The organism is Bacillus sp. CPT56D-587-MTF (assembly GCF_058792335.1).
In genome coordinates this window covers 3,814,234-3,831,588 of the sequence record NZ_JBYTEF010000001.1, presented here as the reverse complement: position 1 = coordinate 3,831,588, position 17,355 = coordinate 3,814,234, and the positions used below count along the sequence as shown (strand labels likewise).

The 17,355-nt window shown below is 36.5% G+C and carries 22 protein-coding genes and 3 pseudogenes; 15 read left to right on the top strand and 10 right to left on the bottom strand.

Translation table 11 applies throughout. The features are described 5' to 3' along the window. Positions 1 to 313 precede the first annotated feature (313 nt). Positions 314 to 850, top strand: coding sequence for a hypothetical protein (locus tag AC3WVZ_RS19690; protein ID WP_033666640.1), 537 nt, complete (start codon positions 314 to 316; stop codon positions 848 to 850). Positions 851 to 890: 40 nt separating this feature from the next. Here AC3WVZ_RS19690 and AC3WVZ_RS19685 read toward each other — a convergent pair whose 3' ends face one another. Next, a complete protein-coding gene (locus AC3WVZ_RS19685; protein ID WP_000108653.1) occupies positions 891 to 1,274 on the bottom strand; it encodes a rhodanese-like domain-containing protein in 384 nt (127 codons plus the stop codon). 170 nt (positions 1,275 to 1,444) lie between these two features. Between AC3WVZ_RS19685 and AC3WVZ_RS19680 the strand changes: the two genes are divergently transcribed. Beyond that, entirely contained in the window at positions 1,445 to 2,281 is an 837-nt protein-coding gene (locus tag AC3WVZ_RS19680; protein WP_233935298.1) for a lipoate--protein ligase family protein, read from the top strand. Between the two features lie 28 nt (positions 2,282 to 2,309). On the opposite strand, the gene AC3WVZ_RS19675 is transcribed toward AC3WVZ_RS19680, so the two are convergent. The 3 genes from AC3WVZ_RS19675 to AC3WVZ_RS19665 form a co-directional block, all read right to left on the bottom strand. Continuing rightward, positions 2,310 to 3,152: a hypothetical protein gene (locus AC3WVZ_RS19675; RefSeq protein WP_000111898.1), complete on the bottom strand. Its 843-nt coding sequence runs from the start codon at positions 3,150 to 3,152 to the stop codon at positions 2,310 to 2,312. Between the two features lie 201 nt (positions 3,153 to 3,353). Then, entirely contained in the window at positions 3,354 to 4,025 is a 672-nt protein-coding gene (locus AC3WVZ_RS19670) for a DUF1129 family protein (RefSeq protein WP_000993581.1), read from the bottom strand. Positions 4,026 to 4,030: 5 nt separating this feature from the next. Continuing rightward, complete coding sequence (locus AC3WVZ_RS19665; RefSeq protein WP_000556078.1) at positions 4,031 to 4,348, bottom strand: PadR family transcriptional regulator; 318 nt, start codon at positions 4,346 to 4,348, stop codon at positions 4,031 to 4,033. Positions 4,349 to 4,505: 157 nt separating this feature from the next. On the opposite strand from AC3WVZ_RS19665, the gene splB reads away from it, so the two are divergent. From splB to AC3WVZ_RS19650, 3 genes are all read left to right on the top strand, one after another. Then, entirely contained in the window at positions 4,506 to 5,531 is a 1,026-nt protein-coding gene (gene splB / locus AC3WVZ_RS19660) for a spore photoproduct lyase (protein WP_000802107.1), read from the top strand. 144 nt (positions 5,532 to 5,675) lie between these two features. Further along, positions 5,676 to 6,104, top strand: a complete 429-nt coding sequence (mntR, locus tag AC3WVZ_RS19655) for a transcriptional regulator MntR (RefSeq protein WP_001143085.1) — start codon at positions 5,676 to 5,678, stop codon at positions 6,102 to 6,104. A gap of 54 nt (positions 6,105 to 6,158) precedes the next feature. Beyond that, positions 6,159 to 6,821 (top strand): HAD family hydrolase, encoded by a 663-nt coding sequence (locus AC3WVZ_RS19650; RefSeq protein WP_025687934.1) that lies wholly within the window; start codon positions 6,159 to 6,161, stop codon positions 6,819 to 6,821. Here AC3WVZ_RS19650 and AC3WVZ_RS19645 read toward each other — a convergent pair. Both AC3WVZ_RS19645 and AC3WVZ_RS19640 read right to left on the bottom strand, forming a co-directional pair. Beyond that, positions 6,818 to 7,219 (bottom strand): SA1362 family protein, encoded by a 402-nt coding sequence (locus AC3WVZ_RS19645; RefSeq protein WP_001014463.1) that lies wholly within the window; start codon positions 7,217 to 7,219, stop codon positions 6,818 to 6,820. The two genes, AC3WVZ_RS19650 and AC3WVZ_RS19645, sit on opposite strands and share 4 nt — an antisense overlap. A gap of 79 nt (positions 7,220 to 7,298) precedes the next feature. After that, complete coding sequence (locus AC3WVZ_RS19640; RefSeq protein WP_000807121.1) at positions 7,299 to 8,219, bottom strand: DUF1385 domain-containing protein; 921 nt, start codon at positions 8,217 to 8,219, stop codon at positions 7,299 to 7,301. Between the two features lie 244 nt (positions 8,220 to 8,463). On the opposite strand from AC3WVZ_RS19640, the gene AC3WVZ_RS19635 reads away from it, so the two are divergent. The 4 genes and pseudogenes from AC3WVZ_RS19635 (at position 8,464) to efp (ending at position 11,061) form a co-directional block, all read left to right on the top strand. Then, positions 8,464 to 8,952: a YqhR family membrane protein gene (locus tag AC3WVZ_RS19635; protein ID WP_000076881.1), complete on the top strand. Its 489-nt coding sequence runs from the start codon at positions 8,464 to 8,466 to the stop codon at positions 8,950 to 8,952. A 52-nt stretch (positions 8,953 to 9,004) separates the two neighbouring features. Next, positions 9,005 to 9,445, top strand: coding sequence for a type II 3-dehydroquinate dehydratase (gene aroQ, locus AC3WVZ_RS19630; RefSeq protein ID WP_000735140.1), 441 nt, complete (start codon positions 9,005 to 9,007; stop codon positions 9,443 to 9,445). A 4-nt stretch (positions 9,446 to 9,449) separates the two neighbouring features. Further along, positions 9,450 to 10,482 (top strand): annotated as a pseudogene (gene pepQ / locus AC3WVZ_RS19625) (Xaa-Pro dipeptidase). 21 nt (positions 10,483 to 10,503) lie between these two features. Continuing rightward, positions 10,504 to 11,061 carry an elongation factor P gene (gene efp, locus AC3WVZ_RS19620; protein ID WP_000626516.1) on the top strand — a complete coding sequence of 186 codons (558 nt, stop codon included), beginning with the start codon at positions 10,504 to 10,506 and terminating at the stop codon, positions 11,059 to 11,061. A gap of 35 nt (positions 11,062 to 11,096) precedes the next feature. Here the strand turns inward: efp and AC3WVZ_RS19615 are convergent, their stop codons facing one another. The 4 genes and pseudogenes from AC3WVZ_RS19615 to AC3WVZ_RS19600 all read right to left on the bottom strand — a co-directional run. Further along, positions 11,097 to 11,417, bottom strand: coding sequence for a hypothetical protein (locus tag AC3WVZ_RS19615; RefSeq protein ID WP_000645569.1), 321 nt, complete (start codon positions 11,415 to 11,417; stop codon positions 11,097 to 11,099). Next, a pseudogene (locus tag AC3WVZ_RS19610) lies at positions 11,398 to 11,664 on the bottom strand (GNAT family N-acetyltransferase); the annotation flags it as partial. The pseudogene AC3WVZ_RS19610 and the gene AC3WVZ_RS19615, both read right to left, overlap by 20 nt. A 116-nt stretch (positions 11,665 to 11,780) precedes the next feature. After that, a complete protein-coding gene (gene tnpC / locus AC3WVZ_RS19605; RefSeq protein ID WP_100910632.1) occupies positions 11,781 to 13,184 on the bottom strand; it encodes an IS66 family transposase in 1,404 nt (467 codons plus the stop codon). A gap of 102 nt (positions 13,185 to 13,286) precedes the next feature. Continuing rightward, positions 13,287 to 13,607 (bottom strand): annotated as a pseudogene (locus AC3WVZ_RS19600) (GNAT family N-acetyltransferase); the annotation flags it as partial. 191 nt (positions 13,608 to 13,798) lie between these two features. On the opposite strand from AC3WVZ_RS19600, the gene AC3WVZ_RS19595 reads away from it, so the two are divergent. Genes AC3WVZ_RS19595 through spoIIIAE form a run of 6 tightly spaced genes read left to right on the top strand, consistent with a single transcriptional unit; the run spans position 13,799 to position 17,351 of the window. Then, positions 13,799 to 14,080 (top strand): YqhV family protein, encoded by a 282-nt coding sequence (locus AC3WVZ_RS19595; RefSeq protein ID WP_000816050.1) that lies wholly within the window; start codon positions 13,799 to 13,801, stop codon positions 14,078 to 14,080. Between the two features lie 27 nt (positions 14,081 to 14,107). Beyond that, complete coding sequence (gene spoIIIAA / locus AC3WVZ_RS19590; RefSeq protein WP_000665905.1) at positions 14,108 to 15,034, top strand: stage III sporulation protein AA; 927 nt, start codon at positions 14,108 to 14,110, stop codon at positions 15,032 to 15,034. Continuing rightward, a complete protein-coding gene (spoIIIAB, locus tag AC3WVZ_RS19585) occupies positions 15,028 to 15,543 on the top strand; it encodes a stage III sporulation protein SpoIIIAB (protein WP_000238702.1) in 516 nt (171 codons plus the stop codon). The genes spoIIIAA and spoIIIAB overlap by 7 nt, the downstream gene beginning before the upstream one ends. Before the next feature lie 14 nt (positions 15,544 to 15,557). Continuing rightward, positions 15,558 to 15,761, top strand: coding sequence for a stage III sporulation protein AC (spoIIIAC, locus tag AC3WVZ_RS19580; protein ID WP_000020914.1), 204 nt, complete (start codon positions 15,558 to 15,560; stop codon positions 15,759 to 15,761). A gap of 23 nt (positions 15,762 to 15,784) precedes the next feature. Then, on the top strand, positions 15,785 to 16,168 hold the full coding sequence (spoIIIAD, locus tag AC3WVZ_RS19575; RefSeq protein WP_077393170.1) for a stage III sporulation protein AD: 384 nt from the start codon (positions 15,785 to 15,787) through the stop codon (positions 16,166 to 16,168). Positions 16,169 to 16,178: 10 nt separating this feature from the next. Continuing rightward, on the top strand, positions 16,179 to 17,351 hold the full coding sequence (spoIIIAE, locus tag AC3WVZ_RS19570) for a stage III sporulation protein AE (protein ID WP_000946110.1): 1,173 nt from the start codon (positions 16,179 to 16,181) through the stop codon (positions 17,349 to 17,351). The last annotated feature ends 4 nt before the right edge of the window (positions 17,352 to 17,355 follow it).

Below are 17,355 nucleotides of genomic sequence, written 5' to 3'. Positions count from 1 at the left end.
TGTATCACCTCTTTCCCTTATTATAAAGGGAAAATAATAAGGAAGAAAAAATCTTGACCTGAAAAGCTTTTCACAAACTATGGTATTAATAAGACTTCTTTTTATTCGCGTAACCTTTTCACTTGGGCGTAAGAATGATAGGGGTCTTTTTTGTTTGCAAAAAGTGTTGTCAAAATGTGTGAGAATAACGTGGAAAGTTTTCAAAGGTGGAGTTTGGTGACAAAGCGAATATGAAGAGAATATCAACGCTTCGTTCGTTAAGAGAGCGATATGAAAGGGCGGAAACAAATTGAAAAAAAGAATCATTTGTTTCGTGTTTTCTAGTTTCGTGCTTAGTTCGTGTTCGTTTCAGCAAACGATGCAAGAAGAAAAACACTTTGTGGGAACAACGGGAGGAGCTATGGATCGTGTTACGGATCCTATTCCGCTAAAGGAACTTCCAAAATATTTTCCGGTGAAGTTTAAAGTTCCAACGTTTTTACCGTACGATATTACAAGTGATGTGAAGGGGGAAGTAAGAACGCTTGGGAAAAAGAACACTGTCTTAACGATTAAATATAAACAGAAAGAACCAGGTAGAAATGAGTATATTGAGTTAAATGTCGCGAACTTTCCTTATAGTTTTCCAGATCTTGTGGAAGAGAAGCGATTTCAAGAACAAATGAAACTGAATAATGGAACGTCTGCTTATTTTAAAAATAAAGATGATTATGAACGTGGTGACGAATTTGCTACGCTTATATGGAAAGAGAAAGGAATTGAATATCAACTGCTGTATCGGAATGTAGAAGAGAACGATGAAAAGGTAATCAAGCAGAATTTATTATACATTGCGAATAAGATGAAATGAAAAAACTAGCTGATTTATTCAGCTAGTTTTTTGTATGTTATTATTTCTTTTTAATTTTGCCTGTCCAAGATTTAAATCCGCCTTGTAATTGGTAGAAATCTTTGTAGCCTTGTTTTTTTAAGTATTGCGCTGCACGACCTGTACGGAATCCGCTTTGGCAATATAAGTAAACAGGTTGATCTTGACGAAGTTCTTTATGGCGAAGGCGAATTTGTGATAACGGAATGTTACGTGCACCTAAAATATGCCCTGCGTTATATTCGTCTGCTTCACGAATATCGATAAGCTGTGCTTTACGGTAGCCAGCGCGAAATTCTTCTTCTGTAAGAGTTTTAATTAATTTTTTCTGATAGAAGTACATCCATACAGTGTAGCCGATAAATGCTACGATTACGGCTAATAAAATAATCCAAGTTGTTGACACGATTCTATCGCTCCCTTTTTTCTTATCCTACTTTCAATATTATAATGCCCTTATGTATTTATGCAACAGATTCATTTGCATATAAGAAGAAATTTCGTATTCTTTCACAAATTTTGTCGAATTTGGTAGACTAGAGAATGTGAAAAATAATTGGTTATATGAGGTGCAGGATGGGAAAAGAAAAATGGTGTTATATTAACTCTGGTCAATGTTCACCGGCATTTAATATGGCGTTAGATGAATGTTTATTAAATTGGCAAAGTGAAAAGAAAATGCCACCAACAATTCGTTTTTATGAATGGGAGGTACCAACATTAACAGTTGGGTATTTTCAACGTGTTGAAAAAGATATTAATATGGATGTAGTTAACGAAAAGAAATATGGATTCGTTCGTCGTCAAACAGGCGGCAGGGGTGTACTACATGACAAAGAGTTAACGTATAGTGTTATTGTGTCTGAAGATCATCCGAATATGCCGAAAACAGTTACAGAAGCGTATCGTGTTATTTCGCAAGGCTTATTAGATGGTTTTAAGGCATTAGGGTTAGAAGCATATTATGCAGTTCCAAAAACAGAAGCAGATCGTGAAAATTTAAAAAATCCACGTTCCGGCGTATGTTTTGATGCACCATCTTGGTATGAAATTGTAGTGGAAGGACGAAAAATTGCTGGTAGTGCTCAAACACGTCAAAAAGGTGTTATTTTACAGCATGGATCGATTCCATTAGAAATGGATTTAGATGAACTATATGATCTATTTTTATTCCCAAATGAACGTGTGAAGGAACGTATGAAGAGTATGTTCTCTTCTAAAGCAGTAGCAATTAATGAATTAACAGACCGTACATTTACGATAGAACAGTTAATTAAAGCGTTTGAAGTTGGCTTTGAAAAAGGATTGAATGTAGAACTTGTTCCATATGAATTAACAGAAGAACAGTTACATGAAGTTCAAACGTTAGCGAAAGAAAAGTATGAAAGTAATGAGTGGAATTATAAAAAATAAGAGATGGCAATTGCCACCTCTTATTTTTTTATAGTAAATTAAGTACTTTTTCTACTTTGATTCCTTTATCTTGTAAAGAACGAAGGCGATTTACAACGTCCATAATTTCTTTGTCAAATGTAACGCTAATACCTTGGCTTTGTAGTTCTTCTTTTAAGCTTTCAATAGAATCATCTATGTCGATGCCAAGCTCGTAATCTTGACAAACTTCAATTGTCTTTTTCACGAGTTTAACATAATTTTCTTGTAGTTTTGAATTTGTTTCAGTCAAAGCAGGCTGCTTCGGTTTTGCAGGAGCAACCGGTGCTGTCTCTTGCTTTGTAACTGGAGTAGGGACCGCTTTTTTCACAGGCGCTGGAGTAACTAGTTCTACAGCTGCTTCTACGCTTACTGGCTTCGGTGTCGGTACCGGAGTAGGCTTAGGTGCCATAGCAGGTGTTTCCACACGCGTAACAGGCTTAGGAGCAGGCGTAATTGCTTTTGGAGCTTCTACAACTACTTCCTTTTTCGGTGCTGCTTCTACCTGTGTTTCTTCTTGCTCGGCAGCTTCTTTATTTTCTTTACTCCACATAACGCGTTCAATTTCTAGAGAAACATTGTTTTTGTTCATCGCTGTTAATGTAACTTTACCAACTTCAGCGTTTCCAGTGAAATCAACAATTTTATAAATAACACTCTTGTTCCAATCCACGTTTCCGCTCAAAAATAATTCTTCGTTACATTTCGGCGTTAAGCCCTCGATTTTAATTTCTGCGTTTACACCGTTTTCACTATATACCATAATTAGCGAAGCATTTACATCTTCGTCTGCTAACATTAGTTCACGTACCATTTTGCCGGTGCGTACTTGCGTTTTCTTCTTAACTGACATCTAATTTCTCCTCTCAAAAATTCAGTAATAATAAAAAAATCGTATAACGAAAAATAATTGCTCACGAAGATTTATGATACCGATAATAAAAGCATCACGTCAACAATTAACTTTAATTATTTTGCATTTTTCTTATTTTCTTTATGAAATTTTTCAATTTGTAAAATTAGACAGAAGAAAAAACAGCCTTTTGAAGGGCTGTTAAAAATTTGATTTTTTATATAGTAATTTATATAAAATAAAAAATAAGATAGCAATTAAAGCATTTTGCCAAAAGTTTAGATGATAAATGAGATAAGGTTGCTTTTGGAAATAAATATTTAAGAATACAGCGGAACAAAATGGAGTAGCAAATGCGAATCCAAATAGAATTCTTCTTTTCCAATTCATTTTCTGATTAAAGGAGTAACGCTTTAATAAATATAAAATAAATAGTATACCTAGTATAATTATTGAAACAGACAAAGTAGTTCCAAGGATGCTAAAAGGCGGACTTGATAATGTATTGTTTTTTTCAAAGAAAAACATAAAAAATGAAATAATTGCATTTATGCCAAACTGTATAGCAAGAAGTAAGCTAATAGAAAATCCAATTAAAGAGGCTTTTTCTAACTTTGTTTGAGTTGGTAAAGCTGATATAAGTTCATCGCAATAAGATTGTAAATTATCTCCAAAGATGTCATAAGCGTTTTTATTTTCTGCTTGTGCTTCGATGAGGTGATCTAATATTTCTAGTAACAGTTCTTCCATTTGTTGCTCTGGCACGTTAGATAAACGAAGATAAACTAACATATCGCTATAAGCAACTTCATTTTCAGGTGTTAGAAGCTCACGTTTTTTATTATTCAATTCAATCATGTCTTGTGCATTCATCCCTATCACTCCCCCTGTAATAAGTTATTTACCGTAGTTGAAACCATTCCCCAGCTTTGTTTAAATTCTTCAAGCTGCTCTAATCCTTTATCGGTTATGTGATAATATTTTCGCTTTGGACCGAGTGAGGAAGCTTTTAATGTGCCTTCGATCAATTTTTCTTTTTGCATACGTAATAATAACGGATAGATGCTTCCTTCGCTTACGAATGTAAATCCGTGTTTATTTAATTTTGTGCTCAGTTCATATCCGTACACTTCTTCTTGTGAAATGATGTATAGGATGCAACCTTCTAATACACCTTTTAACATTTGGCTGTGCATGATTTCACCACCTTTTACTCAGGTAACTTGCGTTGCAAGGTAGCTGTTATCCAAATTATAACATTCAGTAACTTGCAATGCAAGTTACTGAAGTGGAAAACTTTAATGCGTGTTAATTTTTCAACGTTTCCCATACTAACGAGAGGGAGGGAAGCACATGAAACCATTTATGCCAAAACTCGTTTACTTTGAACCAAAGGCACTTGAATATCCGCTTGGAAAAGAGCTTTATGAGAAGTTTACGAAGATGGGATTAGAAATTCGTGAAACGACATCACATAATCAAATTAGAAATTTGCCAGGAGAAAATGATTTGCAAAAGTATCGTAATGCAAAGGCTACACTTGTCGTTGGAGTAAGGAAGACGCTAAAGTTTGATACGTCAAAACCGTCAGCTGAATATGCAATTCCGCTCGCAACAGGGTGTATGGGACATTGTCATTATTGCTATTTGCAAACAACACTTGGGAGTAAGCCTTACGTTCGTGTGTATGTCAATCTTGATGAAATATTTGAGAAGGCAAAGCAATATATGGATGAAAGGGCACCTGAAATAACAAGATTTGAAGCAGCGTGTACATCAGACATTGTTGGGATTGATCATTTAACACATGCATTAAAGCGGGCGATTGAATTCATTGGAGAAAGTGAATATGGGCGCTTACGTTTCGTCACGAAATATTCGCACGTTGATCATTTATTAGATGCAAAGCATAATGGGAAAACTCGTTTCAGATTTAGTATAAATTCACGATATGTAATTAAAAATTTTGAACCAGGGACATCGCCATTTGAGGAGCGAATTGAGGCGGCACGTAAAGTAGCAGGTGCAGGTTATCCACTTGGTTTTATAGTCGCGCCACTTTATATGCATGAAGGATGGGAAGAAGGATATCGTGAACTATTTGAGCGACTGTACAATGCGCTGAAAGATATGACGATACCAAATTTAACGTTTGAATTAATTCAGCATCGTTTTACGAAACCAGCGAAAAAGGTTATTCAAGAGCGTTATCCAAATACGAAGCTTGAAATGGATGAAGAGAAGCGGAAGTATAAATGGGGACGATATGGCATCGGAAAATATGTATATAAAAAGGATGATGCAGCAGTATTGGAAGAAACGATAAGAGGTTATATAAATGAATTTTTTCCTAATGCAGAAATACAATATTTTACTTAAGGGGGGTCTGTATGCAAATACAGATTCTTTTTTGTTTTATATATTTAGGCTCGTTTTCAACTTGTCACGTTATTCTTTCTGGTGTATCATTTTATTGATTGCTTCGTACGGAATAAGCAAAATGAACTTGGATGGAGGAAACCGATGCCTACCCCTAGTATGGAAGATTATATTGAACAAATTTATTTGTTGATTGATGAAAAGGGTTACGCCCGCGTATCTGATATTGCTGAAGCGCTTAGTGTACATCCATCCTCTGTAACAAAAATGGTGCAAAAATTAGACAAAGATGAATATCTAATTTATGAAAAATATAGAGGGCTTGTATTAACAACAAAAGGTAAAAAAATCGGAGAACGTCTCGTATATCGTCATGACTTGCTAGAGCAATTTATGCGTATTATCGGTGTGGATGAAAGTAAAATTTACAATGATGTAGAAGGAATTGAACATCATTTAAGTTGGGAAGCGATTGATCGCATTGGTGATTTAGTGCAATACTTTGAACAAGATACAGTCCGAGTGGAAACACTTCGCGGTGTTCAAAGAGCAAATGAAGAGAAAAGTAATTAAGGGGAACGTATGGCGTTTCCTTTTTTATTTCAATTCGAAAAGGATGGGAGAATTATGAAAGCAATTATTTTTGATTTTGATGGATTAATTGTGGACACAGAAACGATATGGTTTCACTCTTTCAGAGATGCTGTTCGTGAATACGGCGGGGAACTACCTTTAGAGGAATTTGCGAAATGCATTGGAACAACAGATGAGGTACTTTATACATATCTAAATGATCAATTAAAAGAGAAGTTTAACAAAAGTGTATTAAAAGAAAAAGTGGCAACTTTACATAAAGAGAAAATGAGAATACCAGAAGCTCGTGACGGGGTAAAAGAATATTTAGAAGAAGCGAAAGAAATGGGATTAAAAATCGCACTAGCTTCTAGTTCTTCTAGAGAATGGGTTATTCATTTTTTAGAAGAGCTACAAATTCGAGAATATTTTGAAGTAATTAAAACGAGAGAAGATGTTGAGAAGGTAAAACCAGATCCAGCTCTTTATCGAGTTGCAATAGAAGAATTAGGAATTAAGCCATCTGAAGCTGTTGTATTTGAAGACTCATTAAATGGATTGAGAGCAGCAGTTGCAGCGGGATTAACGTGCGTTGTGGTACCTAATGATGTGACACGGAATTTACCGTTTGAAAATCATCATCTTCGAATTGAAAGTATGAGAGAGAAAAGTTTAAAAGAAGTGCTTCAAAGTATAAAAAAAGACCGTATTTCCTAAAAGGAAGCACGGTCTTTCTTTTTGCTTTTTTTGCCTTCAATGACAGTTAAATGAGACTGTTTTCTTTTTCGTTTCAAAGTGGAAGAATTCCCTTTTTTACTTTTGTCATTAGAAGTATTTGACTTAAAGAAAGAATTGCCTAGGGGTGCTACATTTTGTTTCCCATGTTTGCGGTTCGATTGTTTTGCCGCACGCTTATATGAGCTTTGCGAATTTGCGGAACCACTGGAATTTGTAAACATCTTGTATAGCAAGTAAAAGATACCGACAACAAGTAACATGTACCCGATATTTCTTAATACACCCATGGGATTTGTAATAACAGATGAAACAAGGCCGAATATTGCCAATCCGATAATAAGCACAAATATAGCGAAAGTAAACGAACGACCGTTCATAAGGGACACCTCCTAAAAACATATATTGAAATTAGTATATTAACGATGAGGAAAGGAGTTGAACACCATTTTTAAATAATTATTGTTTGTTCTCTAAACGTAATAATTCTTCAAACGATGCAATTGCTACTTCCACTTGATCATCTGTTGGTTCTTTCGTTGTTAATAGTTGTAGCCATAATCCAGGATATCCAAGTACGCGTAATACGGGAATGTCTCGTAATCGATTTGTAAATTGCAATACTTCAAAAGAAATACCAAGTACAACTGGAATTAATAAAATTCTGTTTATAACTCGTGCCCAAAGAGGATCTGTAGGGACTAGGAAATAAACGAACATTCCAATAATGACTGTAAATATAATAAAGCTACTGCCGCATCTATAATGGAGACGAGTTTGCTTTTGAACGTTTTCTACAGTCAGAGGAAGGTTATTCTCGTAAGCATTGATTACCTTATGCTCTGCACCGTGATACTGAAATACCCGCTTAATAAGTGGGGTTAAAGAAATAAAGTATATATAGCTCAATAATAGCATGAGCTTAATGACACTTTCGACAATGATTTGCCCAGTATGAGATGGGAAAATCGGTCTCGTTAATTCAGCTAATAGTGCAGGAACTGCTGTGAAAATGACTTTACCGAATATAAAAGATAAAACGCCAACAGCTGCAACTCCTAATACCATCGTTAATTTTGATTGTTCTTCTTTTTTATTTGCAATTTGTTCATCATCTTCTGGGTGGACGTCAAATCGTTCTGAAGCGAAGTTTAAATGCTTTGCTCCATTCGCACTTGCATCCACAATAGCGGCAATCCCTCGTAAAAATGGAATTTTTTTTAGGGTAGATAGTACTTTATTACGAACGCGTGGTAATCGATAAAATTCAATCGATTTATCTTTACGACGAACCGCTGTAACAGTATATTCTCTACCGCCAAACATAACTCCTTCTATGACCGCTTGCCCGCCATATATTTGTTTTGACTCTTCTGCCATGTTAACACCAACCTGTATTTGTTTCTCTCTTATGTAGAAAAAGAGGCAATTGTCATACTGGGTTCTGTCGTTTTGAAATAAGACAATCACCGAGTTTCCTTTATTTTATCGGCAAATACAAGTAGATGACAAGGGAAAATGTTATGAGAGTCGGACATTTCTTATTCTTTTTATAGACAAATTTCGCAGGATTTAAACATGCTTCAAAATAGTTTCGGGCATACTATTGAGCGGAGGTGTCGATGTGAGTCAAGAACAATTAGGAACAAGGAATTTTGTGCAGATTGGTTTGTTTGGTGGAATCTTTTGGGGCGGGATCTGGTATTTCCTTCATATATTTTCATTCACGGAGGCGGGACCGAATTATTTCCTTTTACCATTTGCGTTTGGAAGTTGGAAAGAGGGGGTATGGGGCAATGTGTTCGGAATAGTGTGTATGGGACTTCTTTCAATTTTGATCGCCTTTTTGTATAAAGCATTTTTTGCGAAGTTTGAAGGGATTATAGCGGGAATTATTTATGGGCTATTTTGGTGGGCACTACTGTTTTTGGGGATGGGTTTAATGGCTCCTGTTATTAAAAGTGCGCTCCATTTACCAAAAGAGACAATTGTGACGACAATATGTATTTTTATATTGTATGGTGTGTTTATAGCATATTCTGTTTCTTACGCAGTGAATAGCAATAAAGCAGAACAAGAAGGGCAAGAGAAGACGAACTATTCAAATAAGTAACTCCTATGTTAAAATATTGTATAGATATTTAATATTAAGGAGTTTTAAGAATATGAAAAAGTTACTCCTCGTAAACGGTCCTAACCTAAATCGCCTCGGTGTTCGTGAGGTAAATGTATATGGAAAGGGCACGCTAGCGACACTTGAAGCAGATATGAAGCAAGAAGCAGAAACAATGGGAGTGGAGTTAGAATGTTTCCAATCGAATCATGAAGGTGCCATTATCGACATTATTCATGAAGCGGAAGATATATATGAAGGGATCATTTTAAATCCGGGAGCATTTACGCATTATAGCTATGCGATTCGTGATGCCATTGCGAGCATTTCGATTCCTGTTATTGAAGTACATATTTCTAACATTCATCAGCGTGAATCGTTCCGTCATGAATCTGTGACGGCAGCTGTTTGTGCAGGTCAAATTGTAGGATTTGGTTTTTATGGCTATAAGTTAGCGTTATTTGCATTAATGGAGAAATTGAGGGAGGCATAAAGTAATGGAGAAAATTGAAAGATTACGAAGTGCATTTGATGAGGCTGGCATTGACGGTATTTTGTTAACAAATGAACATAGTCGTAGATATATGGCTAACTTCACAGGAACAGCAGGCGTTGTTCTTATTTCAAAAGATCGTGCTCAATTTATTACAGATTTCCGTTACGTCGAGCAGGCAAGTAAACAAGCGGTTGGATATGAGGTTGTACAGCACGCAGGATTGATCATTGATGAAGTGGCAAAGCAAGTGAAAGAGCTTGGAATTCAAAAACTTGGTTTTGAGCAAGATACTCTTACATATAGTTCTTATTCAGTGCATAAGGAAGCGATTGATGCTGAATTTATCCCGACTTCTGGACTTGTAGAAAAGTTACGCTTGATAAAGACTGATTCAGAGATTAAGATATTAAAGGAAGCTGCACAGATTGCAGATGCTGCCTTTGAGCATATTCTATCATTCATTCGCCCGGGAGTATCTGAAATTGAAGTGTCAAATGAACTTGAATTTTTCATGAGAAAACAAGGAGCAACATCTTCTTCGTTCGGCATTACCGCACGGCGTGGCATCTGAAAAAGTGATAGAAACAGGAGATTTCGTTACATTAGACTTCGGCGCTTATTACAAAGGATATTGTTCTGATATTACTCGTACGATTGCAGTCGGTGAACCATCTGATAAATTAAAAGAAATTTATAATATCGTTTTAGAAGCACAACTACGTGGTGTGAACGGTATTAAAGCTGGTTTAACAGGTCGCGAGGCTGATGCGCTAACGCGTGACTACATAACGGAAAAAGGATATGGTGAATACTTTGGACACTCTACTGGTCATGGAATAGGTCTTGAAATCCATGAAGCACCAGGTTTAGCGTTCCGTTCTGATACAGTACTTGAACCAGGTATGGCTGTAACAGTAGAGCCAGGTATTTATATTCCAGGTATTGGCGGCGTACGTATTGAAGATGATATCATTGTGACAAGTGAAGGTAATGAAGTAATTACGAAATCACCAAAAGAACTTATTATTTTGTAATACACAGGAGGATTTTTTTACATGATTTCAGTAAACGATTTTCGTACAGGTTTAACAATTTCAGTGGACAATGCCCTTTGGCAAGTACTTGATTTCCAACACGTAAAGCCAGGTAAAGGTGCTGCATTCGTTCGTTCTAAACTACGTAATCTTCGCACAGGTTCTGTTCAAGAGAAAACATTCCGTGCAGGTGAGAAAGTAGAAAAAGCACACATCGAAAACCGTCGTATGCAATACTTATACGCAAGCGGTGAGGCTCACGTATTTATGGATAACGGAACTTATGAGCAAATCGAACTTGGTGAAAAACAAATCGAGCGCGAGCTTAAATTCCTAAAAGAAAACATGGAAGTAGCAATTATGACTTACCAAGGCGAAGTACTTGGTGTTGAACTTCCAAACACAGTTGAATTACAAGTTACAGAAACAGAGCCTGGTATTAAAGGTGATACTGCTTCTAACGTAACAAAACCAGCTACATTAGAAACTGGTCTTGTTGTACAAGTACCAATCTTCATTAACGAAGGCGAAATGCTTATCATCAACACTGGTGAAGGTAAATACGTTTCTCGTGCATAGTAAAAAAACACTCGTGATAATTCACGAGTGTTTTTTTATAGGAAATAGGGTAGATAGTAAATAGCTGTTACTATAAAACTGACTAAAACAAGTGAAAGAGTACCCATAATAGATGGAGTCAAAACAATTTTAAATGGTTTTATTTCGCCAGTCTCAACGCCAGTTAATGTTTTGCTTATTGCGTGATCTGTAATGTTATTTCTATGGTTACTCATAATAATTAACCACATAATTGCAAATATTGCTAAACTACCAAGGAAAAAGGTCTCTATAAATGACCAACCGACTAATAATGAAAAAAGATAAATAAGAGCTAATTCTACTACAACGGTTAAACTAATTTTCAATGCCTTCATATTTTTCCTCCTCATTCTGTAATTTCAACCAGTTTAAAAAATTTTCACGTGACACGACATGCAGAGAGCAAGGTGACCTTACTTCGTTCTCTAGTGCAGCGTGTTCGTCTGGAAACTTGTTTTCCACATGCAATGAAATATAGGGTAGTTTTTCTTGTGCTTTTAGTGAGCGGATATTATTCGTTTTAGCACCAGCAAATACGTAGGAAAGTTGTAAGTCTAAAAAGGCGATTTTAAAGATTTCTTGTAACTACTCAGCTTCTTCAAATAAAAAAACAGGCCAAATACATGTTTCCGATTCGAAAACATGAAAAGAAAATACTCCAATCAGAGAAAGAATCTATGCCAAATAGAGAAATTCTCTTATGAAGTCGTGTTATTCCAAGGAACCGTTCTAGTTTCTATGACTTGGTTTATCGCTTGTAAGACCGATTGTTTTTGTTTTTTCATGGTACTCATAAAGCTTCGTATCTGACAAAAAGATTCTGCGCCTTTCTTACTTCGGAAAGTCCCAGACACTTTCTGTTTTACTTTCGTCATCCGAATATCCCGTTCTGCTTGATTGTTATCAAATGGAATGGCTGGATGTTCTAAAAACGCTAGAATTCTGTCAGAATACTTGACGAAGCGATTCCATAAATTTTGAGAAGGCGTCTGCTTTCCTTTCTTCTTTTGTTTCGTGGAAAGAATCTGTTGTTCTTTCAATATGGATTGATACATAATAAACAGATTCTTTTGCGTCGCTTTTGGCATGGTACCTTCGGATTGCTTTTTCATCGTCAACGCTTGCGTTAGAAATTTCTGCATCTGTTGTGCCCATTGTTCTCCAGTACTATCTATAATTCCTTGTAAATCTCGTAAGAGATGGGCATTACATAAAACGTGACGACAATCTGTATACGCATCATACGATTTCCAACCATCATGCATCGCAATTCCAGAAAAAGATGGCAAGATTTCTCCAGCATCCATTGCTTCTTTTCCACGTTTTTGATGAATATGTTGCAATGTCACCTCCGGTGTACTGGCAGTATGTAACCATTGTGTTTTGTTTTCTACACGCATACCAGTTTCATCAAAATGGACAACAGGAGACTGCAGAATCTTTTCCTTTACTTCTTTTATGAATGGCTGCAATTGAGAAGCGAAAGCCTGTGTATGATTTACCAGGGTTCCTTCGCTTATAGAATGTCCAAAACAATCCTGAAAGAATTCTTTTGTTCGCTTCAAAGAAATGCATTGATAATGCGTTAAATAGGGAATCAGTCTTTTTATATTTGGACCATATTGAACAGGACGAGATACTGTCGAAGGAAATTGGGCTTCTTGGATAGAATGGCAATGTGGGCATTCTTTCTGTTCTACTTTATGTTCTGTCACTTCGATCTGAATAGGTGGTAAGTCATACACTTGGCGAATGCGATACCCTTTTACAGGCTCGTGGTTCAAGGAAGTATGACAACAAGTACAATATGTAGGAGAATGTGTAATCGTATGATCTGGAGTCGCTGTCAAACCAAGAGTATGTCCCTTGTGGCCCAACTGGCCACCCGTTTGACGATGAGACGGTTTGCGCAAACTTTTTGTAACGGGCTTACCCAAACCATCTGTAGAAGGTGGCTTATGACTATTTTTGGAGTTTTTTTTTGAAGCATTTTCTAGTTCTTGTATACGTTTTTCTAACTTAGAAAATGTTTCTTCAAATAAAGAAATAACAGCTTCAGGTCCTTTTTTATATGTATCTAAAATAATTTTTCGATCGACCATAAGATTCACCTCCCCTGTTTGATATACTCAGTATTTACAAATGGGAGGCATATGAAACTAGTAAAATTTAAAAAAGACACCGAAAGGTGGCTGAGTAGTTACGATTTCTTTTTTAGCAGCCTCGTTATAGCCTTTTCCCCAGTATGGATAGCCAATCCAACTACCAATGTGAGATTGCTTTTTTTCATTATTAATATGTTTAAGTGTGGTGAGGCCAATTATTTCATTTTCTTCATTCACAATCATTCTCGATAAGGATTTCTTTTGACGCTCTTCTTCTATTGCGAAAAGAAGAAATGTTTTCGTGTCTTCGATGTTTTCTACCGTTATCCCCAATGCATTTTTTATATGTGGATCACTTGATAGCTCGAAAATCACATTTGTATAGCATAAATCTAGTGGTAATAAAGTGATGTGCTGCATGGTTTAAACCCCTTTCAAACTAAATATACCATAATATACCATAAAATAATATGAATATTCAGATTCTAATTCAGACTTTAGAGAAAAATTATGTTTTTACTTCTGAAATAGACAACCTCTGCATATGGTTGTACAAATATATTCTTTTTTAGAATACGAAGTTAGTAACTGTTACGGGAGAAGGTGGAAGAATGAAACAGTGGCTAGCGGCAATGGAAACATCCGTGCTTGTTATGGGGGCACTTCGATTATTTTCAGGTAGTGCGGAGATATTTGCTGCTTTGCTTATGCTTTATGTGAATGATGCGAAGAAAGCGTTGTTTATAAATGGTATGTTGGCGTTTGTTGGACCTACCGTATTAATTTTAACAATGACAATTGGGATAGCGAGTGTAGCAAGTGAAATTTCTTTCTTGAAGCTCTTTTTTCTAGCGCTTGGAATTTGCTGTATTTTTATCGCATTACTGAAATAGTAAGTCGAGTATAGTGGGGAGAAGCCGATGAAAGAGGTATTAGAAGTTTTACCAAAAACGATGAAGTACTTAATTGAAGAATGTAAGCAATACGATGCTTTAGAGGAAATTCGTGTTCGAATTGGAAGGCCGCTAGAGTGTATTGCACACGGAAAGGTGTTTTTTTATGACTATATCACTACTGCAGAGGATGCTATTTACTTATTGAATAAATTAAGTCAATTCTCAATTTATACGATGGAAGAGGAATTAAAACGTGGGTATGTGACGCTTCGCGGGGGGCATAGAATCGGGTTAGCAGGAAAAGTCATTACAGAAAAAAGCGCAGTGAAAATGATTCGTGATGTCTCTTCCTTTAATATTCGTATTGCTCGTCAAAAAATAGGGATTGCTGAACCGCTATTGCCATATTTGTATGAAAAAAGGTGGTTAAACACGATGGTAATTGGCCCTCCCCAAACGGGAAAAACGACACTTTTAAGAGATGTAGCACGTTGCATGAGTCAAGGGGTAAGTGCTTCGGAAATTCCTTCCTGTAAAGTGGGGATCGTTGATGAACGTTCAGAAATTGCTGGCTGTGTGAAAGGAATCCCGCAATATGATTTTGGTACCCGAGTCGATGTGTTAGACGCATGTCCAAAGGCAGAAGGAATGATGATGATGATTCGTTCTATGAGTCCTGATATTTTGATCGTAGATGAAATTGGCCGTAAAGAAGATAGTGAAGCAATTATGGAGGCAGTGCATGCAGGTGTTCAGCTTTTTATAAGCGCACACGGATTTTCCTATGAGGATGTTGTGAGACGTCCATCGCTCAAGGCAGTGCTAGAGCTTGGTATATTTGATAGGTTTGTGGAGTTGTCAAAAGCGAGGGGTCCAGGAACGGTTATGCAGGTGAAAGATAAATATGGAAAACCAGTGTTATCAAATAGAAAGGCTGAGGGCGTATGGTGAAAATATTTGGTGCAGTGTTAATCGTTGCGGTCAGCACCTTTTTCGGGTTTTCGTACGCTAAAAGATACAGTGAGAGGCCGAGGCAACTTAGGTTATTAAAATCGGCACTTCAATCATTAGAGGCAGAAATTATGTATGGACACACACCTTTATCTGAGGCTGCCGAGCGATTAGTTAAACAAATGCCAAAGCCATTAAATTGGATATTTCAAAGTTTCGCTAAAAAACTAGAAAGTGGAGAACAAACGGTAAGGGAAGCTTGGATAGATAGTTTGAAAGAGAATTGGAAGTTGACGGCTTTTCAACAAACCGAGTATGAAATACTGCAGCAATTTGGTGAAACGCTCGGGCAACATGATCGTGAATCACAACAAAAACATATTCGCCTATGTATTACACATTTGGAGAGAGAAGAAGAGGAAGCGAAAGCTTTACAACTGCAATACGAAAAAATGATTAAGAGCTTAGGGGTACTAGCAGGGCTACTAATTGTAATTTTACTGCTATAGGGGGGAGAAAGGCGATGTCCATTGATGTTGGATTAATATTTCAAATCGCCGGAATCGGCATTGTTTTAGCTTTCATTCATACTGTACTAAAAGAATTGAAGCGTGAGGATATTGCAAATTGGGTTATCCTTGTCGGTTTTGTCGTCATTTTATTTCATGTTGCATTTTTAATTAATACGCTATTCGACAAGATTAAAAGTGTCTTTCTCTTCCAGTAAAGGAGGCGGTTCGAATCGAAATTATACAAATTGTCGGATTAGGCCTCGTTGCTACGTTTTTAGCTGCTGTTTTGAACCAGCATAAATCTAGTATTACATCTTTATTTATTGTGTTCGTAGGTAGCGTGATGTTTCTAATTTTAATCGATCAAATTCATTCTATTTTACAAATGATTGAGAGAGTAGCGAGTGAAGCGAAAGTTAGTAACGTCTACGTGGAAACGTTACTAAAGATTATTGGAATTGCTTATATTGCCGAGTTTGGAGCTCAAATTACAAAAGATGCTGGTCAAGGTGCCATCGCTTCGAAAATTGAACTTGCTGGGAAAATCTTAATTCTCGTTATGGCAATTCCTATTTTGACGGTTGTAATTGAAACTATTCTCGGATTTTTACCGACGGGATAAGGGGGAGTGAATGTTGAGGAGGTTTGGAGCTAAGCTGCTATTTGCTTGCTTCCTTTTCTTTTCTTTACCGGTTGTTGTACAAGCTTCTCCTGTAGAAACAAACGTCGTTGATCAACAATTGGATAAGCTCGGAATTGAAGATGTGAAGCAATTTTGGGACGGGCTTGTTACAAAATATGGAGGCTATTTGCCAGAGAGTCAAAAAGGGAGTTTTATGGAGTTTGTAAAGGGAGAAAAAGAATTCTCTCTAAAAGAGTGGATGATAGGGTTATTAAAATATTTATTTCATGAGCTTGCAGCTAATGGAAAACTGCTTGGCACACTCATTATGCTCACAATCTTTAGTGCATTGTTGCAATCACTGCAATCCGCTTTTTCAAAAAGTAGTGTAAGTAAAATTGCTGATGCTGTTGTATATATGGTACTTATTATTTTTGCTTTAAATAGTTTTTATGTCGTTATGACATATGCAAGAGAAACGATACAAACAATGGTAGATTTCATATTAGCGCTATTGCCAATTTTATTGGCGCTTATAGCGACTGGTGGCGGGGTTGTATCTGTATCTTTCTTTCATCCGATTATCATTTTCTTAATGAATACAAGCGGGCTTCTTATGAATTATATCGTTCTACCGCTTTTATTACTGGCAACGATATTAAGTATTGTAAGTACAATGAGTGATCAATATAAAGTGACGAAATTGTCCAAGCTTCTGCAAAACGTTAGCGTTGGGATTATCGGTATTTTCTTAACGATTTTTTTAGGAGTATTATCTGTACAAGGAACAGCAACAGCCGTTGCTGATGGAATAGCTGTGAAAACTGCTAAATTTGTAACAGGGAACTTCATTCCAGTAGTCGGAAGGATGTTTACAGAAGCGGCAGATACTGTTATTAGCGCATCAGGATTATTGAAAAACACAGTCGGAATTATTGGGCTCGTCATTTTATGTTTAATTGTTGCTTTTCCAGCGATTCAAATTTTCTGTATCGCATTTATTTATAAATTCGCAGCAGCAGTATTGCAACCGGTTGGCGGCGGAGCAATTATTCAATGCTTAGACATTATTGGACGAAGCATCATTTACGTATTTGCTTGCTTAGCTATCGTATCATTTATGTTCTTTTTAAGTATTACAATTATTATTGCTGCGGGGAATATTACACTTATGATGCGGTAGGAGG

Excerpts from the sequence above, each read along its gene's own strand:
- AC3WVZ_RS19680 (WP_233935298.1), top strand. The coding sequence starts at position 1,445 with ATGGGAAAAGAAAAATGGTGTTATATTAACTCTGGTCAATGTTCACCG.
- AC3WVZ_RS19675 (WP_000111898.1), bottom strand. The coding sequence starts at position 3,152 with ATGTCAGTTAAGAAGAAAACGCAAGTACGCACCGGCAAAATGGTACGT.
- AC3WVZ_RS19670 (WP_000993581.1), bottom strand. The coding sequence starts at position 4,025 with ATGAATGCACAAGACATGATTGAATTGAATAATAAAAAACGTGAGCTT.
- AC3WVZ_RS19665 (WP_000556078.1), bottom strand. The coding sequence starts at position 4,348 with ATGCACAGCCAAATGTTAAAAGGTGTATTAGAAGGTTGCATCCTATAC.
- splB (WP_000802107.1), top strand. The coding sequence starts at position 4,506 with ATGAAACCATTTATGCCAAAACTCGTTTACTTTGAACCAAAGGCACTT.
- mntR (WP_001143085.1), top strand. The coding sequence starts at position 5,676 with ATGCCTACCCCTAGTATGGAAGATTATATTGAACAAATTTATTTGTTG.
- AC3WVZ_RS19650 (WP_025687934.1), top strand. The coding sequence starts at position 6,159 with ATGAAAGCAATTATTTTTGATTTTGATGGATTAATTGTGGACACAGAA.
- AC3WVZ_RS19645 (WP_001014463.1), bottom strand. The coding sequence starts at position 7,219 with ATGAACGGTCGTTCGTTTACTTTCGCTATATTTGTGCTTATTATCGGA.
- AC3WVZ_RS19640 (WP_000807121.1), bottom strand. The coding sequence starts at position 8,219 with ATGGCAGAAGAGTCAAAACAAATATATGGCGGGCAAGCGGTCATAGAA.
- aroQ (WP_000735140.1), top strand. The coding sequence starts at position 9,005 with ATGAAAAAGTTACTCCTCGTAAACGGTCCTAACCTAAATCGCCTCGGT.
- efp (WP_000626516.1), top strand. The coding sequence starts at position 10,504 with ATGATTTCAGTAAACGATTTTCGTACAGGTTTAACAATTTCAGTGGAC.
- AC3WVZ_RS19615 (WP_000645569.1), bottom strand. The coding sequence starts at position 11,417 with ATGAAGGCATTGAAAATTAGTTTAACCGTTGTAGTAGAATTAGCTCTT.
- tnpC (WP_100910632.1), bottom strand. The coding sequence starts at position 13,184 with ATGGTCGATCGAAAAATTATTTTAGATACATATAAAAAAGGACCTGAA.
- AC3WVZ_RS19595 (WP_000816050.1), top strand. The coding sequence starts at position 13,799 with ATGAAACAGTGGCTAGCGGCAATGGAAACATCCGTGCTTGTTATGGGG.
- spoIIIAA (WP_000665905.1), top strand. The coding sequence starts at position 14,108 with ATGAAAGAGGTATTAGAAGTTTTACCAAAAACGATGAAGTACTTAATT.
- spoIIIAB (WP_000238702.1), top strand. The coding sequence starts at position 15,028 with ATGGTGAAAATATTTGGTGCAGTGTTAATCGTTGCGGTCAGCACCTTT.
- spoIIIAC (WP_000020914.1), top strand. The coding sequence starts at position 15,558 with ATGTCCATTGATGTTGGATTAATATTTCAAATCGCCGGAATCGGCATT.
- spoIIIAE (WP_000946110.1), top strand. The coding sequence starts at position 16,179 with ATGTTGAGGAGGTTTGGAGCTAAGCTGCTATTTGCTTGCTTCCTTTTC.